This window comes from Duodenibacillus massiliensis (assembly GCF_928721995.1).
GTDB classification, from domain to species: domain Bacteria; phylum Pseudomonadota; class Gammaproteobacteria; order Burkholderiales; family Burkholderiaceae_F; genus Duodenibacillus; species Duodenibacillus massiliensis.
This window is the reverse complement of the sequence record NZ_OV788642.1, coordinates 1,368,135-1,384,978: the sequence shown is the minus strand read 5'-3', so window position 1 is coordinate 1,384,978 and position 16,844 is coordinate 1,368,135. Positions and strand designations below refer to the sequence as shown.

Sequence of the window (16,844 nt, the reverse complement as noted above, 5' to 3'; positions counted from 1 at the left end):
GTTAAAGTTGTAACAAAGCGCACCGCGTCAGTCGGGCTTATGCGGGCTCTGAGCGCTGATTCTGGGGTTGGCGATCGCCGCAGCCGTGGTCTCATCGGTTGCCTGCGCCGTGACGGTGAGGTGCAGAACCGCTGCGATTTTCGCGAGTGTTTCAAGCTGCATGTGCGCCGGATTGTTTTCGGCCTGACACACCGTGGCGGTGCGCACTCCCGCAGCCTGCGCCACAGCCGTCTGCGTGAGACCCTGAGCACGGCGCGCCGCGTAAAGTCTGGAAGCAATCAGGCGGGCAAAAAAGGGCGTGGTGCTGCGCGCAGGCATAAATGAAAACTGCGGCGGCAGAAAATGTTGCCGCCGCAGGTATCGGGATCAGATAAGCGAGAGGAAGCGCACGATCATGCGGATGCGCTCTTCAACGGTATCAACGCGCAGATACTCGCGGTCGGTATGAAAACCCGCGCCCGCCGGACCAACGCCGTCAATCACCGGGGTGCCTGCCAATGCAATGTGGTTTGCGTCAGAGCCGCCGCCCGCGTCAACCCAGCCGATTTTGACGCCTTCAAGGCGTGCAGCCTCTTCAATCTGACTGACAAGCTCCCTGGTTTTTTCCGTGCAGGGCATGGCGGGCAGATATGCGAGCTTCACGAGTTCGGCGCGTGTGCCTTCACCCCAGTCGCCCTCACAGAGCGCCGCGAAGTTTTTGTCGAGCCGCTCGCGTTCTTCATTGGTCCAGAAACGCGTGTCAAACTCAAGTTCGCAGATGTCAGGAACAACGTTGGAAACCGTGCCGCCCTTTTTGATGATGACGTTGACGCTGGTACCCGCACCCTTTAAGTCCTGCAACTTGTCGGCTGCAAGCGCAAAGCGGCAGGCCGCAAGTACCGCCGAGCGGCCGTCCTGCGGGTTGTTGCCCGCGTGCGCGGACACGCCGTGCATGACGACGCGGTAGGCTGCACGGCCCTTGCGGGCACGCACGAGTTCGCCGCCGGCGCGGGCTGCTTCAAAGACAAGGGCCCGCGTGGATTTGGCTGCGGTTTCACTGAGCCACTGATGCGAGCTCGCAGACCCCGTTTCTTCATCAGGATTCAGACACACCGCGACGGAAAGTCTCTCAAGGTCTTCCTTACGTGCGTTTTTGAGCGCGTAAAAGATGGCGAGCACACCGCTTTTACAGTCCGAGCAGCCGGGGCCCTTCACATGGTCGCCTTCGCGGCTCATGGGGCGCTCGGCCGCCGTTCCGTCGGAAAATACGGTGTCAAGATGCGCGTTCATCATCACGTCATAGTGATCAGCCCCGGGACGGTTGGTGGCAAAAAGCCCGCGGCCGGCCTTGGGCCCGAGATCAACGAGTTCGGCATGAAAGCCGATTGACTCGAAGTGACGCTTCATGATTTCAGCCGCGCCCGTGACGCCTGCGCAGTTATGCGTGCCGCAGTCGCGGTTGACGAGCTCGGCAAGATCCTTGAGATAACTTTCCAGCATGGTACGTTTTCAGCCTTGTCTTACAGAACGAAGAGACGCATGATAATCATCGCGACGGCTGCCGCGAGAATCGACAGAAGCATCATCACGGGGATCATCTTGCCGGAGATGCCGACAACACCCAGAAGGCGTCCCATGTACTGCAGCTGAGAGCCCATGAGGTAGATGGCAGGCGTTAACACCGCAAGATGGGTGCCGTCAACCAAACCCTGGCCGAACAAGGCAATCGCCACACCGACGCCGCCGCCCATACTCATCCAGGCGGCAAGAAGCACCGTGGCGGATTCGCCGGGCAGTCCGAACACAGCCATCAGAGGACCGCAGGCCACACCGATGATTTTCAGAAGTCCCGTGATCTGCAGAGCCTTAATGATCACAAAGGCCATCAGAACGTTGGGGATCATGGAACCGATGGCAATGCCCCAGCCCTGACGGGCACCGCGGACAAAGACGTCGGTGATCATTTCCTTGCCGCCCGCATGCGGATCGGCAGCCGCTGTTGTTTTGTTTTCGCTCATTTCAAATTCCTTTTCAGTATTTTGTCGTGGCGTTCACTGTGCCTTTACTTCGCCGCCTTTTTGGACGAGCGGATCATGAGAAGACGCATGACGTTGGCAATAACGAACTTCATCACGAGGATGAGCCCGAGGCACACGCCGATCGAAGTGGGGACAGCCAGCTTGCCGTCAGCCGCGGTGAGCGTGAACAAAACTGCACCGGAGGAAAGGAAGTTGGTGATGGTGGCGTCGGCCGAGTACTGGAACTGGCAGAAGATGTTGACTTCAGCTTCGTTGAGTTCACCGGCGTCCTTTAACTGACGTGTAAGCGCCGCGGCGCCGTCCGTGGACTGCAGCGACGTAATGAGCGCTAAGCCGCAGGAACCCGGAAGGCCAAGCAGCGGCCGCAGAATCGGGGTGAGCAGCACACGGGCCGCACGCAGTGCACCGTAGTGCTCAAGCACCGTGATCATGGCAAGCGCAAACATCACGGTGGGAACAAGCGTGAGGGCAAACACGAAGCCGTCAACGGCGCCTGACCCGCCTTTGCCGCGGAAGTTGGAGAAGGCCGCGGTAACGCCGTCGGCCGACTGCGAGACGCTTGCGACAACTTTACCGAAGCCGCCGTTAAGGCTTGTGAAGTCAAAAACGCTCCACCAATGGTTGCCGGCTAAAACACCGGAAAAAAACACGCAGGCAAAAATCAGCGAGACATACGCGCCGATACCGACTTTTTCTTTGGTCTGCGGAGTTGTCGTGTCAGACATAAATGCTCCTTGGCTGGTAATAAAAGACAGGCAGGAAATAGTGAGCCGCGGCGGGGAAAACGAGGCGGTACTGCAGGTGTTGCCTTACCTCGGGAAGCGGCCGGATGTGAAAAACCTGTCTAAGGGAAAAAACCTAAGAAGCATTATGCATAGACAACGGATATTTGTCTATTTGTAACGGGACAAATCGATGAAATTCGAATACCGTCAGTTCAGTTTGGTGCGGTCAAAGGGAATCCGGACCACAAACCGCGCCCCGCATCCGGAACCGTCAGCGCGGGGAAAGCCGTCTTCAATCTGAATCGAAGCGTCATGCATCGCGACAATGCGGCGGACGATCGCAAGACCCAGGCCGGTGCCTGAAACTTTGGTGCCCAGAGCCCGGTAAAAACGCTCAAAGACGCGTTCGCGTTCTTCGGGCGCGATGCCCGGGCCGTTGTCGGTGACGGAAATAACGGCGTCTTTGCCGTCGGCGGCAATGCCGATTTCAATGCGCCCGCCTTCGGGCGTGTAGCGGATGGCATTGTCGGTGAGGTTGGTGATCATGAGCCGCAGCGCGTCGGGCATGCCGAGGACTTCGGCGGGTTCCGTTTTTGCCGTGAGCGTGATGCCTTTGGCTTCGGCCGGTGCGGTAAGGTCTTCGGCAACGGCTTTGGCCATTGCGGCAAGGTCAGCCGGCGCCATCGGTTTTTGGGAGGCGTCCGGGTCAAGTCGGGCAATGGTTAAAAGCTGCTCGACAAGTTTTGTGGCGCGGGCCACACCCTGCTGAAGGCGTCCGGCGTACTTGGCGCGGTCCTCATCGGTTTTGGCGCGCGCAAGAAGTTGCGCCTGCAGCTTGATCGCTGCAAGCGGCGTTCTGAGTTCGTGTGCGGCATCAGAAGCAAAGCGCTGCTGCGCGGTAAGGCTGTCGCCTAAGCGCCGCATCAGATCGTTAATGGCGTTAACGAGGCTTCTGAGCTCGTAGGGCAGGCCCGTTGAAGGAATCGGATCCAGAGACGACGGGGAGCGCTTGGCAACAGCTCTTGCGGTTTTACTTAAGGGCTGCAGCACCTGCACGATCACAAACCAGATGGCAATCGCAAGAAATGCGATGAAAAGCAACACCGGTTGCAGAATTCTCAGAGCGGCGGAAGCGGCCATCCGGGAGCGTACCTCAAGGGGCTGCGCCGCCTGCACAATGCGTGTGCCGACAGCGGCGGCGTACTGCCGCCACTCGTGCCCGGCTTCATCGGTAAAGGTGGAAAAGCCCGGAATTTCCGCAACCGGCAGCGGATGCTGACTGCGGGCCACGTAGAGGCGGTTGTCCGCGGCATCGTAGACCTGTACGGAAATCTGCTGCTGCGGCGCCTGCCCGATAAGGGCCACGCTGTTAACCTCAATATTGCCGCCTTCGATGAGTTCAAGCGCCGTGTGCTTAAGCTGCGCATCAAACAGCGACGAGAACTCCATCCGGGTGGAGTAATAGGTGGCAACCGATGCGACAACGCCCGCCGTGACGAGCGCTGAAACAAGCATCAGAACAAGTTTTCCGCGGATACTGAGCATGATGATGCGGCAGGTCCCGAAGCTGCGTGCTGACTAGGTCTCAAGAAGGTAGCCCACGCCGCGCACCGTTTTGATGGCGCCGTCCGAGAGCTTCTTTCTTAAGTGATGCACGTGCACTTCGATGGCGTTGGAGCCCACGGTGGAATCCCAGTTGTAGAGCTTTTCTTCGAGCTGGCCGCGCGAGAGCACAACGCCCGGACGGTCGGCAAGCGCCACAAGAAGGGCATACTCCTTGGAGGAGAGCAGTACCGGCTCGCCGCGGAAAAAGACTTCGCGGGTTTCCGGCTTGATGACGAGTTCGCCTCGCTCAATCGTGGGCTCGCTGCGGCCGGCGGAGCGGCGCAAAAGGGCACGGATGCGGGCTGAGAGCTCGTCAAGGTCAAAGGGCTTGACAAGATAGTCGTCGGCACCGGCATCAAGGCCCTTGACGCGGTCGGAGACCGTGTCGCGCGCCGTGGTCACAAGAACCGGCACGTGCATGCGCTGCGAGCGAACTTCCTGCAGCACGCTGATGCCGTCTTTGCCGGGCAGACCCAGGTCAAGAATCACGAGCGAAAAAGGGGTTGTTCTGAGTGCAATCAGGGCGGAGTTGCCGTCCTGCACCCAGTCAACGGCATAGCCTTCGGCCTTAAGCCCGTCGACAACGCCTTCTCCGATCATTTCGTCGTCTTCAACGAGAAGAATTCGCATGATGATTTCCTAACGCATAAGAGGGCGGCCGCAACGGTGCTGACACGGGACACGCGACGCACGGGGACTCGGGCGGCCGCCGACAGTTTGCCGCAGAGTGTACTCGATATCGGAAAAGACTACGTTTTCTGAAACGCTTTTCTATGTCTTCGTGCAAAGACGGAGGGCGAAAAGTCTTGTGTTGATACAAAAGAAATTGTTTTGTGTCACAGAATTGTTGCAATACGGTGCTACATTGAAAAATTATCGCGGGCGGAGCGGGTTTTCTGCCTTTTATCAGAGTGTTTGCCGGACGGTGTTGCGTCATGAGTCAGGAAAAAGCGGTGTCGGAAAAAGAAGGCGTTAAAGCCGGGAGCGTCAAAAAAGAGGGGGCGGGTCCGGTGCCGGCTGCTCTAAAGAGCGGAAAAGCAAAAAAGCGGACGGGAACAAAAGCCGCGGCGCGCACAAAGCCGGCAGGTAAAAAAGGGGCAGCCGGACAGCCGGGGGCACAAAGGGAAGCGGCCTTTCTGAAAGACGCTTCAGCACTGGGCTTAAGAGATCCCCGGCTTTACATCAACCGTGAAATCAGCTGGATTGAATTTGACCGCAAGGTCCTTGAGACGGCCATGGACAAACGTGTGCCGCTTCTGGACCGGGTGAAGTTTCTTGCGATCTTCTTTAATAACCTCGATGAGTTTTACATGGTGCGGGTGATGAACCTGCAGCGCCAGGCCCGAAGCGGTGTGGCGCCCACCGGCGCCGATCAGATGCCGCCCGCGCGCCAGTTGTCTGAAATCCGGCGTCGTGTGCAGGAGATGCTCGATGCCGCCGAAGTACTCTGGTTTGATGAGTTAAAGCCCGCTTTGGCGAAAAAAGACATCCGCTTTGTGAAGTACGAGGATCTTACGGGGCGTCAGAAAACGCGTGTGAACCGCTATTTTGACGAGCAGATCTTTCCGATTCTCACGCCCCAGGCCGTGGACGCAGGCCGCCCCTTCCCGATGATTTCCAACACGAGCATCAATATCGTCGCGGAACTTGAGGCCGTGGCCGCTTCCGCCCCCGTCAAGGTCCGTTTTGCCCGTGTGAAGTGCCCGAACAACCTGCCGCGGTTTCTGTTTCTCACCGATGCTGATAAGGAAGGGTCTGAAACCTTTGCCGTCACCGAAGACACCAATCAGGTGCTTTTGGTGGAAGACCTGATCGTGCGCCGCATGGGGCAGCTTTTCCCCGGCTACAAGGTAAAAAATTCCGGTCTTTTCCGCGTCACCCGCAACACCGACGGTGAAATCGAAGAAGACGAAGCCGATGACCTGTTGTCGGCCGTGCGCGACTACGTCGAGCAGCGACGTTTCGGCTCGGTCGTAAGGCTCGAACTCGGGCGCGGCATGCCAAAGCGCCTGCAGGAATTTCTGGTGCAGCACCTTGACATGCATCCGAGCCAGATCTTTAAGTCAAAGATGCCGCTTGCGTTTTCTGAGTTCATGGGACTGATGGCCCTGGATAAGCCGGGGCTTAAGTACCCGGCGATGCATCCGAGAATTCCTGCGGCCTTTGACGCCGAAGGCAGCGTCTTTGAGGCGATCGCCGGGCACGATCAGATGGTTTATCACCCCTACGATTCGTTTGCCTGCGTTTTGCGGTTTCTGCATCAGGCGGCGCTTGACCCCGACGTCGTTGCCATCAAGCAGACGCTTTACCGCTGCGGCAGAGCGTCCCCCGTTGTAAAGAGCCTTCTTGAGGCCAGGCGCCTCGGCAAGCAGGTGACGGCTGTGGTGGAACTCAAGGCCCGGTTTGACGAAGAGCAGAACATCAACTGGGCCGAGGAACTCGAAAAAGCGGGTGTGAATGTTGTTTACGGTTTTGCCGGACTCAAGATCCACGCGAAGCTCTGTCTCGTTGTGCGCCGCGAGGGCGGCGGCATGCGCCGTTACGTGCATATCGGCACGGGTAACTACAACGCGGCTTCCGCGAAGATCTATACCGATCTCGGGCTTTTCACAACCAATGACGCGATCTGCAACGACGTGCAGGACCTGTTTAACATCATGACCGGGTTCGGCTTTATTGAAAACTACCGTGAGCTTTTTGTCTCGCCCAATCTGCTGCGGCGCAACATGTCCGCGCTCATTGAGGAAGAAATTGCGCTGCACATGAAAGAGGGCGGCGGCCACATTATCTTGAAGTGCAATCAGCTCGTTGACCCCGACATCATTGCCCTTCTTTACAAGGCAAGCCGCGCGGGCGTGAAAATCGAATGCATCGTGCGCGGCATCTGTTCGCTCAGGCCCGGCATTCCCGGTGTTTCCGACACGATTACCGTGCGCTCCATCGTCGGAGAACTTCTGGAGCATGCCCGCGTCTACTGGTTCCGTCACGGCGGTAAAGAGAAAATGTACGTGGGCAGCGCCGACATGATGACCCGTAACTTAAACGGCCGCATTGAGGTGTTGGCGCCCGTGCTCGATCCGGATATCCGCGACAACATCCTTGAGCAGATTGTGAAGGCGCAGCTTGCCGATAACGTCCATGCCTGGGTTTTGGCGGGCGACGGCACCTACACGAAAGTAGTGCCGGAAAAAGGGGCTGCACCTTACGACTCACAGGCTGAGATCGGCCGGCATCTGCATCTTCTTGCGCAGCACGACGGCAAACGCCGGGTGTCGATCAGCTGAGGCAGTCACAGGCATTTTCAAAATTCTCAGGCAGCCCGCATACCTGAAGTGTGCCCGGTGTTGTAGAGTGCGAAGAAACCGGCCGGGACGGCCTCTTTGCAGTCTCGGTGCGGTGCTTTTCGGACTTTCGGGAGATCTGTGCAATGGATATGACGCCGCGTGAACCGGTTGTTGTAAACGGCTTTGCCAACGAACCGCCTTCTTCAATTGTGACGGTGGCCAAGATCGTTTATATCCTGCACGCCGTTTCCGTCATCATCGGAATCGTGACCGGAGCCTCCGTCATCGGCGCATTTCTTTTCGGCTGGCCTTCGATTGCGGCGGTGGTTTTAAATTACGTGATGCGCAGCGAAGCCCGCGGCACGTATGTTGACAGCCACTTTTCCTGGCAGATCCGCACCTTCTGGTACGCCATGGCCTGGACGCTTCTGGTGGCCTTTACGGGGTTCATCCTCTCCTGGCTTCTGATCGGCTTTGCCGTCTGGACCGTGGGTTTCATCGTCATGGGAATCTGGGTGGGCTACAGAATCGTGCGGGGCTGGATCCGGTTAAGTAACGCGCAGCCCATGCCGGTTAACTGACAAAGGAAACCGCAGGCATCATCTCTACGGATTAGTCTGTGCGGGAGAGGGCGGGATTATCCGCATACATTTCATGCCCTGAAAAAACAGGAAGGCAGCAAAATGCCAACCTGTTTTTTTGTGTCCTGAAAAAGAGCCTGCCCGAGCAGATGTTTTTTGGTCAGGACAGACGTTACCGGACCGGTGCGAGACCGGCCGTCAATAACAAGAAGACGCTGGTGCATTGTCCGTAAAACGGATGAGTCCGGTGCCCAATGGAGAATTCCTGTGAAGAACGCAATGTTCAAGTTTTCGGCAGCACTCACGCTTGCGGCGGCTGCCACGTCCGCAGCCTACGCGGGCGGCTTTATGCTCACCGAACAGTCTGTGGCGGGTTTGGGCCGCGCCTACGCCGGCTCCGGTATCGTGGGTGACGATCTGTCCGCCGTCTGGTACAACCCGGCCGGTATGGTTCTTCTGCCTGGCACGCAGTTTCAGATGGGTTCCGTGATGGCTTATCTCGATCTCGATGTTGAGACGAATAAAGGAGATACGGATAACGGTGCCAAGCACGGTGTGCCGATTCCCAACATGTTCTTCACGCATCAGATGAATGAAGACATGTGGTTTGGCTTCGGTATCACGGTTCCTTTCGGTATGGCGACTGAATATAAGCGCGACTGGGAACTTGCCGACCACGGCATGAACGCTGAAGTGAAGGTCTTTGACTTTAATCCGAACGTTGCCTGGAAGGTAAACGACAAGCTCTCCATTGGTGCGGGTATGTCGCTGCAGTATGTGACGGCGCACTTCGAAAGCGGTGTTCCTGTTGGTGGTGCTACGGGATATGGTCGTCTGTCTGCTGACGGCTGGGCCTGGGGCGGAAACCTCGGCGTGATGTGGCAGCCCACGGAGACGCTGCGTTTCGGTCTGGCTTATCGCTCTCAGGTGAATCACCACGCAGACGGTACGTTTAAGGCAGGGATGAAAACCGGTCCGGATGGCATTCCGAAATTGGGAATCCCTGCTAACACGAGCGGCAAGGGTTATAACCTGGGTACTTATGATGGGCAAGCCACAATGTCTGCTCCGCATGTTGTGACACTGACCGGGACATGGGAAGCAACTCAGGCTCTGCGTTTGTCAGGCTTGGTTCGTTGGACAAATTGGGCAAGCTTTGATTCGTTGCCGATCACCAGTTCTGCATTTGGCAGACTTGGCCAAATGGCCGGAAACCCGACGAGCAGCAACACTCACAAAGAGGAGTATCACTGGAAAGATTCCTGGCTCTTTACGCTCGGTGCTGACTACACGATCAATGATGCAGTCACGGTCCGCGGCGGTGTGGGCTATGAAATCTCGCCGGTTGATGACGACAAGTACCGCAGCGCCACGATTCCGGATACTGACCGCCTGTGGCTCTCTTTGGGCGCCACCTGGCACGTCAATAACAAACTGCAGGGTGACTTCGGTCTCGCGTACCTCAAGGGAATCGGTGATAAGGGCCTCTACAACAAGACAACGGGTGAGCAGCTCGGCGAATTTAATAAGCTTGACGCCATCCTCGTGGGTGCTCAGTTCGTCTACCGCTTCGACTGATAAAGCCTGAGGCGTCAGAGGCGATCTGACAAACGTATAAAGCCGCTTTGCGCAGAAAATGAGTCTGCCGAAGCGGCTTTTTTACGGCCTGAAGTTTGTGCCCGGCCCCGTTTGGGCCGATAATGCACGTCTTTTCCGGATTTTCTTTGTGATTTCAACCCTTACGGATAGCGGCTGTGTCGATCTTTCTGCATCATCTTGAGCTTTGCGCTCCGCTTTTTCTGCTGGTGTTTTTGGGCTGGTTTACGATCAAAATCGGGCTTTTTGACAAAGCGGTGAGCTCGGCACTGTCGAAGTTTGTTTTTAAGCTTCTGATGCCGGTCCTTCTTTTTAAGATCATGAGCGGGCTCTCAGAGATGCCGCCCGTGGACTGGAAGGTGCTCATTGCCTTTTTTGCCTCATGTGTCGTCGTCTTCTTGCTCGGCAAATACTGCGGCAAATATTTTTTCCGTCAGGACAGCACAGGCCAGGTCATTACCGGCATGGGCGGCATTTTCGGCAACAACGTGCAGCTCGGTGTTCCCATTGTGCAGGTGAGCCTCGGCGCCGAGGCTATCCCCACGATTTCGCTCATCATTATTTTTAACGTTCTGCTGCTTTGGACAGCGGCCACGGCTTGTGTGGAATTCGGAAAAACGGGCGGGAAAATCGACGCCCGGAAGTTCGTGCATGCCCTCATCAACATCTTTAAAAACCCGATTGTTCTCGGCATCATCATCGGCTCGTGCTGGGGTATGACGGGCTGGCATCTGCCGCAGGTTGCGCAAAAGACGGTGGACTGGGTGGCGCTTGCCACAACACCGGCGGCACTGATTGCGGTCGGTATGGGCCTTGCGCAGCATTCGTTTAAGGCCTCCTTACCCAAAGGCACGCTGATCACGGTTTTAAAGCTTGCGGTGCAGCCCGCGCTTGTTTTCTTTTTCTGCCGCCTCATCGGTCTCGGGGAGCTCGAAACCAATGCGGCAACGCTTTTGGCGGCTCTGCCTGTGGCCATCAACCTCTACATCATGAGTAACGAATTTAACTCGGAAGAGGGGGCCGCGAGTAATTCCATCTTCGTCTCTACGCTTGTGTCGGCGGCCACGGTGCCGCTCACACTCACCTTACTGGGTGCAGGAGTTTAAAAATGGCGCTCGGCGCAACGATTTATAAGGCAACACTTGATATTTCCGATCTTGACCGCGGCTGGTACGGCTCGCGGTCGCTTACCGTGGCGCGGCACCCCTCGGAAACCGAAGAGCGCATGATGGTCCGGATTCTGGCCTTCTGCCTTTACGCGGATGAAAAGCTGGAGTTCGGCCGGGGACTTTCCGCCGAAGACGAACCGGACTTGTGGGAAACCAATGATGCGGGGGATATCGGCCGCTGGATCGATGTGGGCAATCCCGACAACAAGGCCTTAAGGCGCGCGGCGGGCAGAAGCGACGATGTGGTGGTGCTTGCCTACGATGAGGCAAAAACCGGTCCCTGGTGGCTTTCCAATAAGGGTGATTTCGGCAAGATCGATAAGCTCACGATCCGCACGATAAGTGACGAAGAAGTCCAAAAACTCACGGCAATGTGCACGCGCAGTATGCACCTCGCAGCTACGGTTCAGGACGGCGTGGTGTGGATTGCCGACGATAAAACCAATCTGGAACTGCACATCGGATGCCTGATGCGCAGAGGAGAACCCGTGTTCTGAGGCGCGTTACGCGTTTCTGAGACTGTCGGCCATGCGCCAGAAGGCCGCTTCAAGCTGAGTGCGCAGTGCGGCATCGGAAATCACATCAGCAATGGCCGCCTGCATACAGCCGTACCACTGATCACGCATGGCGTCATCAATCGTGAGCCGGCAGTGCTGTTCCCGCAGCATCGGCAGGCCGTGCGCCTGCTGATAGAGCCCCGGGCCGCCCAAAAAACCCGTGATGTACTCGACCATGCGGGTTTGATAGTGATCCGTTGCTTTACTGTAAAAGCCGCAAAGGGTTGGGGCACGGGGCTGGGTATGCAGCTCCCGGAAGTAGGCTGAAACCAGTGCGTTCACCGTTTCAGCCCCGCCGATGCGTTCAAAAAGCGACGGTGCTTTATTGTCCGTCATCGCAGAAACACGCCCCAGATGCCCAGGGCAATCAGCGGCCAGGCCACGACGGGCGAAAAGCAGACACGCAGGGCACGGTTTTGCGGGATAAACCCGAAACCGTGCACCCAGCAGAAACTCATGCCGATCATCATGAGAACAAAAAAGCCGTGCGGCACAGACGTGCTTGTCTCGGCAATAAGCCGCGGATAAAACACGGTGATACACATCACGGCCGCGGCCGCAAGAAAGCTTAAAACTCGCATCAGAGTCCGCACGTTTGTTCCTTTTCTGACGTTGTTGCAGGCAGAGTGCTTGTAAGGCATTAAGCCTTGTTGTCTTCTTCTTCTTCGCGGTTGTCGATCGTCACGGAGATGAGAATCGAAATCGCGAGGGCGAAGCCAAGACCGGCAGCCCAGTAAAAGTAGATCATGTCAAATCCTCCGGTTAAGGGGTTTGTCGGCGGCAGAGCGCTTCAGTCATAAAGCCTTTCTGCCGCCGGGTTCATACCGATCAGTACAGGTTGTGATCGTTCTTGGCGATGAAGTCGGACGTGATCTTGCCGGACATTGTGCGGTAAGCCCACGTGGTGTAGGCGACCACAATCGGCAGGAAGATGAGCGTAACAACAAGCATGATCTCAAGCGTGAGCTGAGAGCTCGTGCTGTCCCAGATCGTCAGGCCGGAGCGCGCATCGGTCGAGCTCGGCAGGATGAAGGGGAACATGGCAACCAGGGGCGTGAGGATCACACCGAGCAGGCCCACCGCGGAACTGACAACCGCCGCAAGGCCCTTCATGCCGCGGGCAAGAATGCCCGAGACCACAAACCCGAGCACGGCAACAAGCGGCACAAGCCACAGAACCGGGTAGGACGAGAAGTTCGCAAACCACGCGCCGGCGTAAACGTCAACGGTCTTGGCAAGCGGATTGGCGGGACCGGCCGGGTCAAGACCCGCGGTCGCAACAAAGCCGTCAACACCGAAGTAAGCCCAGATGCCGCCCAGGATGAAGAGCACAACCGTCGCAAAGGAGGTGAGCGTGCTCACCACGGAGGCGCGGCGCTGCAGGTCATCTTCGGTTCTTAAAACCAGGTAGTTGGCGCCGTGGGCAACGATCATCAGCAGAGAGACCACACCGCACAGAAGGCCGAAGGGATTCAGAAGCCCGAAGAAGCTGCCGGTGTAAATCGGACGCATCGTTTCATCGAGGTGGAAGGGCACACCCTGCAGCATATTGCCGAAGGCCACACCGAAAATGATCGGGGGAACGGCAGAACCCACAAAGAGCAGCCAGTCCCAGGACTTCTTCCACGTGTCGTGCTCATGCTTGCTGCGGTAGTCAAACGCCAGGGGGCGGAAGATCAGAGCCGCGAGAATGATGAGCATGGCCCAGTAAAAGCCCGAGAAAGCCGTTGCGTACACAATCGGCCAGGCGGCAAAAATGGCGCCGCCCCCGGTGATGAACCACACCTGGTTGCCGTCCCAGTGGGGAGCAACCGAATTGATCATGCAGCGGCGTTCCGTATCGTTTTTGCCGAGGAAGGGCAGCAGAGACCCCACACCCATGTCCTGGCCGTCCATGATGGCAAAGCCCACGAGGAGAACCCCGATAAAGAGCCACCAGATGACTTTCAGAATTTCATAATCGATCATCGTAATTTCTCCATCCGGTTAGGCTTTGCGTTCAAAGAAGTAGCGGCCGGTGCTCAGAGAGCTCGGACCGAGTTTGGCAAAGCGCACCATGAGCCAGAGTTCAACCACAAGCAGTACCGCGTAAAGGACGATAAAGCCGATGAGAGACCCGAGAACGCTGCCGGCGGAAAGCGAAGACACCGAGAGATCCGTGGGAAGCACTTCGTAAATGGTCCAGGGCTGACGGCCGTATTCGGCGACAAACCAGCCGGCTTCGCAGGCAATCCAGGGCAGCGGCATGGCCAGCAGACTGAGCCACAGAAGCTTCTTCTTCTCAACCATGTTGTTCTTGATGCTGAACCAGGCGCACAGAAGGAAGATGAGAAGGCTTGCAATGGCGCAGCCCACCATCAGGCGGAAAGACCAGTACATCGGATTCACGGCAGGCACCGTGGAAAGAGCCGCGGTGCGGATCTGGTCGGGCGTGGCCTTGGAGACATCAGCGGTGTACTTTTTCAGAAGCAGACCGTAACCCAAATCAGCCTGAACTTCTTCAAACTGCTGACGCAGGTTCTGGCTTGAGGGGTTCTTGCGGAGTTCTTCCAGAAGTCCCACGGCACGCTGGCCGTTGATGATGCGGGCCTGAGCCTTTTCAACAAGCGGATTGATGCCTTCGATTTCCGTGGAGATGCTGCGCGTACCCATCAGACCGAAAAGCCAGGGAACCGAGACTTCCATTTCATTGGAACGGGTCTTGTCGTTCGGAAGAGCAAAAAGCGAGAGCGGAGCCGGCGCTTCGTGCGTTTCCCACATGGCTTCCATCGAAGCGATCTTGGTGGGCTGATTTTTCGTCACGAGGTAACCGGATTCGTCACCCATGTGAATCGTGAGAAGCGTGGCGATAAAGCCGAAGCATGCTGCCAGGCGGATCGACTTCTTCGCAAAGTCAATATCGCGGCCCTTGATGAGGTACCAGGCCGAAATCGACAGAACGAACATGGCGCCCGTCATGTAGCCGGCGTTAATCGTGTGCATGAACTTGGCCTGCGCCCAGGGACTCGTAACCACTTCCCAGAAGTTGGCCATTTCCATACGCATTGTCACGAAATTGAATTCGCTGCCCGCGGGGTATTGCATCCAGGCGTTGGCAATCAGAATCCACAACGCCGAGAGGTTCGTGCCCAGGGCCATCAGGAACGTGACGGCAAGGTGTCCGCCCTTGCTCAGACGGTTCCAGCCGAAGAAAAAGAGCCCGACCATGGTGGATTCCAGGAAGAAGGCCATCAGACCTTCAATCGCAAGCGGGGCGCCGAAGATGTCGCCCACGTAGTGCGAGTAGTAGGCCCAGTTCGTGCCGAACTGGAATTCCATGGTGATGCCGGTGGCAACGCCCAGGGCAAAGTTAATGCCGAAAAGCTTGCCCCAGAAACGGGTCATGTCTTTGTAGACCTCACGGCCGGTTACGACGTAACAGGCTTCCATGACCACCAGCATGAATGAAAGCCCCAGCGTAAGCGGGACAAACAGGAAGTGGTACATGGAGGTGAACGCGAACTGCAGCCGCGACAGATCAACGAGTTCAGAAGAAATCATTGCTGCTCCCTCGGAGTGATTTGTTGTGTTGAATTGTTAGATTCCGGCGCACGTTCCAGAAGGGCTGTTGCGACGTTTTCAGGCGTTTGCTCGACGCGCTTGTCCGGGCCGAAAAAGAAGTACCACAGCCCGAAGATGGCAGTGAGTTTGCAGCACAGGATGACGGCGATTTCCAAAACGAGTCCGGGCTTTTTGGCGGCGGAACAGGTGGTTTCAGACATAAGACCCAACTTTCGTATACGCAGGGATTCTTGACGAGCGTATCTTAGAGAAGCGGCCCTGCGTGAGGGTAAGAAAATATGCCGGGAAGGGATAGTTTTTCTCCAAAAATCATCAAAATCGGACATAAACTGACATATTTGGCATAATGAGTTTCACTTGGTTGTCAGCCCGCCGGGTCCGCTCGGCGTTTTCCTTTTCCTGTTGAGCGGTTTTTTATGGCGGTAGCGTCCGAACTTGACTGTCTTTTGTCGGCAATTGATGAACCGGCGTGTCTTATCCGGCCGGAGGATCAGACGGTGGCGGCCGTCAACGCCGCCTATACAGCCGAATTCGGGGCGGTTTTCTTTGAAGGAAGACGCTGCTGGGAGGCACTGCACCGGGCGGCAAGATGCCCGGAGTGCGGCCTGGCCTGTCCCCTGGACAAAACCGGCGAGACGCACCGGGAAGCCTCGGCTGTGCACGCAATTTTTGCCAACGACGCCGAACACCGCTATACGGTTATCACAAGCGCCGTGACCGCCTCTGACGGCAAGGTGCTTTACTGGCTTGAGCGGATCCGTCCGCACCGCACGGACGCGGCTGCGGGGGTTATGGTGGGAAAAAGCGCGGCGTTTCGGCGCATTGTGAGCCGCCTTGCCTCCGTATCGCAGAGAAATTCAGCGCTTTACTTCTGGGGTGAGGAAGGCAGCGGCCGGGAACTTGCCGCACGCACCGTGCATGAAAACAGTCCGCGCGCCACGGGCCCCTTTGTGAAAATCAATCTGGCCGGCATGACGGTGCGCGCGGCGCACGATCTTTTTGCCGGCGAGGTCTCGGGCGGCATTGCGGGCTGCGCGACAGGCCTTTTTGCGCAGGCTGCGGGCGGCACGCTTTTTCTCGAACGCGTCGATGAAGCCGATGGGGCGGTGCTGTCTTGGCTCTGCGAAGTGCTGCACCGGGAAGAGTACGAGGGTGTGAAGGGCTTTACGGTAACCGATTTTCGCTGGATGATGAGTGCGGGGATTTCCTCACGCGCCTTTGCCGCTTTCGGAGAAGCGCAGAAAACGCTGGTAGCGGAAGCCGTGACGGTGTTTATCGAACCGCTTTCGGCAAGGCGCGATGATGTGGAACTTCTGGTGCGGCACTTTCTAAGTGACTTCCGCCGGCAGGGGGAGGGGACGGCGGATGTGTCGCCGGAGGCTCTGAGCGCTTTGACAGGGGCCCGCTGGAAGGCCAATATCCGAGAGTTGCGGGAGACGGTTTTTGCCGCGGCGCGCCGTGCGGCGGCAGAAGACGCTTCCTGCATAACGCCTGAGATGCTGAGCCTGACGCAGGAACCCGCCGATGAAGCCGACAGCCTCTTTCAGCCCGATGCCGGCATACGGCCTGTTGCGGAAGTAAACGATCTTTATATCCGCTGGGCCGTGAACCGTTTTTCCGGCAGCCGCGCGCAGCTGGCGCGCCGGCTCGGTATTTCCGAGCGCACGCTCTACCGGCTGGCTGCAGCCCAAAGGCTTGCCCGAAAGAAGTCAGCTGTAGGAAAATGACGGTTTGACGGCCGGCGGTAC

17 protein-coding genes are annotated in these 16,844 nt (G+C 57.4%); 6 read left to right on the top strand and 11 right to left on the bottom strand.

The window, feature by feature from the left end; translation table 11 throughout:
- Window positions 1-27 precede the first annotated feature (27 nt).
- From NXF97_RS06360 to NXF97_RS06335, 6 genes are all read right to left on the bottom strand, one after another.
- Complete coding sequence (locus NXF97_RS06360) at window positions 28-318, bottom strand: helix-turn-helix domain-containing protein (protein WP_022372661.1); 291 nt, start codon at window positions 316-318, stop codon at window positions 28-30.
- 48 nt (window positions 319-366) lie between these two features.
- Window positions 367-1,479 carry a M20 family metallopeptidase gene (locus NXF97_RS06355; protein WP_274955489.1) on the bottom strand — a complete coding sequence of 371 codons (1,113 nt, stop codon included), beginning with the start codon at window positions 1,477-1,479 and terminating at the stop codon, window positions 367-369.
- 20 nt (window positions 1,480-1,499) lie between these two features.
- Entirely contained in the window at window positions 1,500-1,997 is a 498-nt protein-coding gene (locus NXF97_RS06350) for a YjiG family protein (RefSeq protein WP_022372664.1), read from the bottom strand.
- A gap of 44 nt (window positions 1,998-2,041) precedes the next feature.
- Complete coding sequence (locus NXF97_RS06345) at window positions 2,042-2,743, bottom strand: nucleoside recognition domain-containing protein (RefSeq protein WP_274955488.1); 702 nt, start codon at window positions 2,741-2,743, stop codon at window positions 2,042-2,044.
- A 207-nt stretch (window positions 2,744-2,950) separates the two neighbouring features.
- On the bottom strand, window positions 2,951-4,288 hold the full coding sequence (locus NXF97_RS06340) for an ATP-binding protein (RefSeq protein ID WP_022372666.1): 1,338 nt from the start codon (window positions 4,286-4,288) through the stop codon (window positions 2,951-2,953).
- Window positions 4,289-4,321: 33 nt separating this feature from the next.
- On the bottom strand, window positions 4,322-4,978 hold the full coding sequence (locus NXF97_RS06335; RefSeq protein ID WP_022372667.1) for a response regulator: 657 nt from the start codon (window positions 4,976-4,978) through the stop codon (window positions 4,322-4,324).
- 305 nt (window positions 4,979-5,283) lie between these two features.
- Here NXF97_RS06335 and ppk1 point away from each other — a divergent pair, with 305 nt between their 5' ends.
- From ppk1 to NXF97_RS06310, 5 genes are all read left to right on the top strand, one after another.
- On the top strand, window positions 5,284-7,632 hold the full coding sequence (ppk1, locus tag NXF97_RS06330; RefSeq protein ID WP_274955487.1) for a polyphosphate kinase 1: 2,349 nt from the start codon (window positions 5,284-5,286) through the stop codon (window positions 7,630-7,632).
- Window positions 7,633-7,775: 143 nt separating this feature from the next.
- Complete coding sequence (locus tag NXF97_RS06325; protein ID WP_274955486.1) at window positions 7,776-8,213, top strand: DUF4870 family protein; 438 nt, start codon at window positions 7,776-7,778, stop codon at window positions 8,211-8,213.
- 267 nt (window positions 8,214-8,480) lie between these two features.
- On the top strand, window positions 8,481-9,791 hold the full coding sequence (locus NXF97_RS06320) for an OmpP1/FadL family transporter (RefSeq protein ID WP_274955485.1): 1,311 nt from the start codon (window positions 8,481-8,483) through the stop codon (window positions 9,789-9,791).
- Window positions 9,792-9,967: 176 nt separating this feature from the next.
- Window positions 9,968-10,915 carry an AEC family transporter gene (locus NXF97_RS06315; RefSeq protein WP_022372672.1) on the top strand — a complete coding sequence of 316 codons (948 nt, stop codon included), beginning with the start codon at window positions 9,968-9,970 and terminating at the stop codon, window positions 10,913-10,915.
- Window positions 10,916-10,917: 2 nt separating this feature from the next.
- Window positions 10,918-11,475 (top strand): YaeQ family protein, encoded by a 558-nt coding sequence (locus tag NXF97_RS06310; RefSeq protein WP_274955484.1) that lies wholly within the window; start codon window positions 10,918-10,920, stop codon window positions 11,473-11,475.
- Window positions 11,476-11,481: 6 nt separating this feature from the next.
- Here NXF97_RS06310 and NXF97_RS06305 read toward each other — a convergent pair whose 3' ends face one another.
- The 5 genes from NXF97_RS06305 to cydP form a co-directional block, all read right to left on the bottom strand.
- Entirely contained in the window at window positions 11,482-11,871 is a 390-nt protein-coding gene (locus NXF97_RS06305; protein WP_022372674.1) for a group II truncated hemoglobin, read from the bottom strand.
- Window positions 11,868-12,116 carry a cyd operon YbgE family protein gene (locus NXF97_RS06300; protein ID WP_074008627.1) on the bottom strand — a complete coding sequence of 83 codons (249 nt, stop codon included), beginning with the start codon at window positions 12,114-12,116 and terminating at the stop codon, window positions 11,868-11,870. The genes NXF97_RS06305 and NXF97_RS06300 overlap by 4 nt, the downstream gene beginning before the upstream one ends.
- Before the next feature lie 247 nt (window positions 12,117-12,363).
- Complete coding sequence (gene cydB / locus NXF97_RS06295; RefSeq protein WP_022372677.1) at window positions 12,364-13,503, bottom strand: cytochrome d ubiquinol oxidase subunit II; 1,140 nt, start codon at window positions 13,501-13,503, stop codon at window positions 12,364-12,366.
- A gap of 18 nt (window positions 13,504-13,521) precedes the next feature.
- The gene (locus NXF97_RS06290; RefSeq protein ID WP_074008609.1) at window positions 13,522-15,075 is read right to left on the bottom strand and encodes a cytochrome ubiquinol oxidase subunit I; all 1,554 of its coding nucleotides are present in this window, start codon (window positions 15,073-15,075) and stop codon (window positions 13,522-13,524) included.
- Window positions 15,072-15,422: a cytochrome oxidase putative small subunit CydP gene (gene cydP / locus NXF97_RS06285; protein WP_274955483.1), complete on the bottom strand. Its 351-nt coding sequence runs from the start codon at window positions 15,420-15,422 to the stop codon at window positions 15,072-15,074. Before cydP ends, NXF97_RS06290 begins: the two co-directional genes overlap by 4 nt.
- A gap of 90 nt (window positions 15,423-15,512) precedes the next feature.
- Between cydP and NXF97_RS06280 the strand changes: the two genes are divergently transcribed.
- Window positions 15,513-16,823 (top strand): sigma 54-interacting transcriptional regulator, encoded by a 1,311-nt coding sequence (locus tag NXF97_RS06280; protein WP_274955482.1) that lies wholly within the window; start codon window positions 15,513-15,515, stop codon window positions 16,821-16,823.
- The last annotated feature ends 21 nt before the right edge of the window (window positions 16,824-16,844 follow it).

Excerpts from the sequence above, each read along its gene's own strand:
- NXF97_RS06360 (WP_022372661.1), bottom strand. The coding sequence starts at position 318 with ATGCCTGCGCGCAGCACCACGCCCTTTTTTGCCCGCCTGATTGCTTCC.
- NXF97_RS06355 (WP_274955489.1), bottom strand. The coding sequence starts at position 1,479 with ATGCTGGAAAGTTATCTCAAGGATCTTGCCGAGCTCGTCAACCGCGAC.
- NXF97_RS06350 (WP_022372664.1), bottom strand. The coding sequence starts at position 1,997 with ATGAGCGAAAACAAAACAACAGCGGCTGCCGATCCGCATGCGGGCGGC.
- NXF97_RS06345 (WP_274955488.1), bottom strand. The coding sequence starts at position 2,743 with ATGTCTGACACGACAACTCCGCAGACCAAAGAAAAAGTCGGTATCGGC.
- NXF97_RS06340 (WP_022372666.1), bottom strand. The coding sequence starts at position 4,288 with ATGCTCAGTATCCGCGGAAAACTTGTTCTGATGCTTGTTTCAGCGCTC.
- NXF97_RS06335 (WP_022372667.1), bottom strand. The coding sequence starts at position 4,978 with ATGCGAATTCTTCTCGTTGAAGACGACGAAATGATCGGAGAAGGCGTT.
- ppk1 (WP_274955487.1), top strand. The coding sequence starts at position 5,284 with ATGAGTCAGGAAAAAGCGGTGTCGGAAAAAGAAGGCGTTAAAGCCGGG.
- NXF97_RS06325 (WP_274955486.1), top strand. The coding sequence starts at position 7,776 with ATGGATATGACGCCGCGTGAACCGGTTGTTGTAAACGGCTTTGCCAAC.
- NXF97_RS06310 (WP_274955484.1), top strand. The coding sequence starts at position 10,918 with ATGGCGCTCGGCGCAACGATTTATAAGGCAACACTTGATATTTCCGAT.
- NXF97_RS06305 (WP_022372674.1), bottom strand. The coding sequence starts at position 11,871 with ATGACGGACAATAAAGCACCGTCGCTTTTTGAACGCATCGGCGGGGCT.
- NXF97_RS06300 (WP_074008627.1), bottom strand. The coding sequence starts at position 12,116 with ATGCGAGTTTTAAGCTTTCTTGCGGCCGCGGCCGTGATGTGTATCACC.
- cydB (WP_022372677.1), bottom strand. The coding sequence starts at position 13,503 with ATGATCGATTATGAAATTCTGAAAGTCATCTGGTGGCTCTTTATCGGG.
- NXF97_RS06290 (WP_074008609.1), bottom strand. The coding sequence starts at position 15,075 with ATGATTTCTTCTGAACTCGTTGATCTGTCGCGGCTGCAGTTCGCGTTC.
- cydP (WP_274955483.1), bottom strand. The coding sequence starts at position 15,422 with ATGTCCGATTTTGATGATTTTTGGAGAAAAACTATCCCTTCCCGGCAT.
- NXF97_RS06280 (WP_274955482.1), top strand. The coding sequence starts at position 15,513 with ATGGCGGTAGCGTCCGAACTTGACTGTCTTTTGTCGGCAATTGATGAA.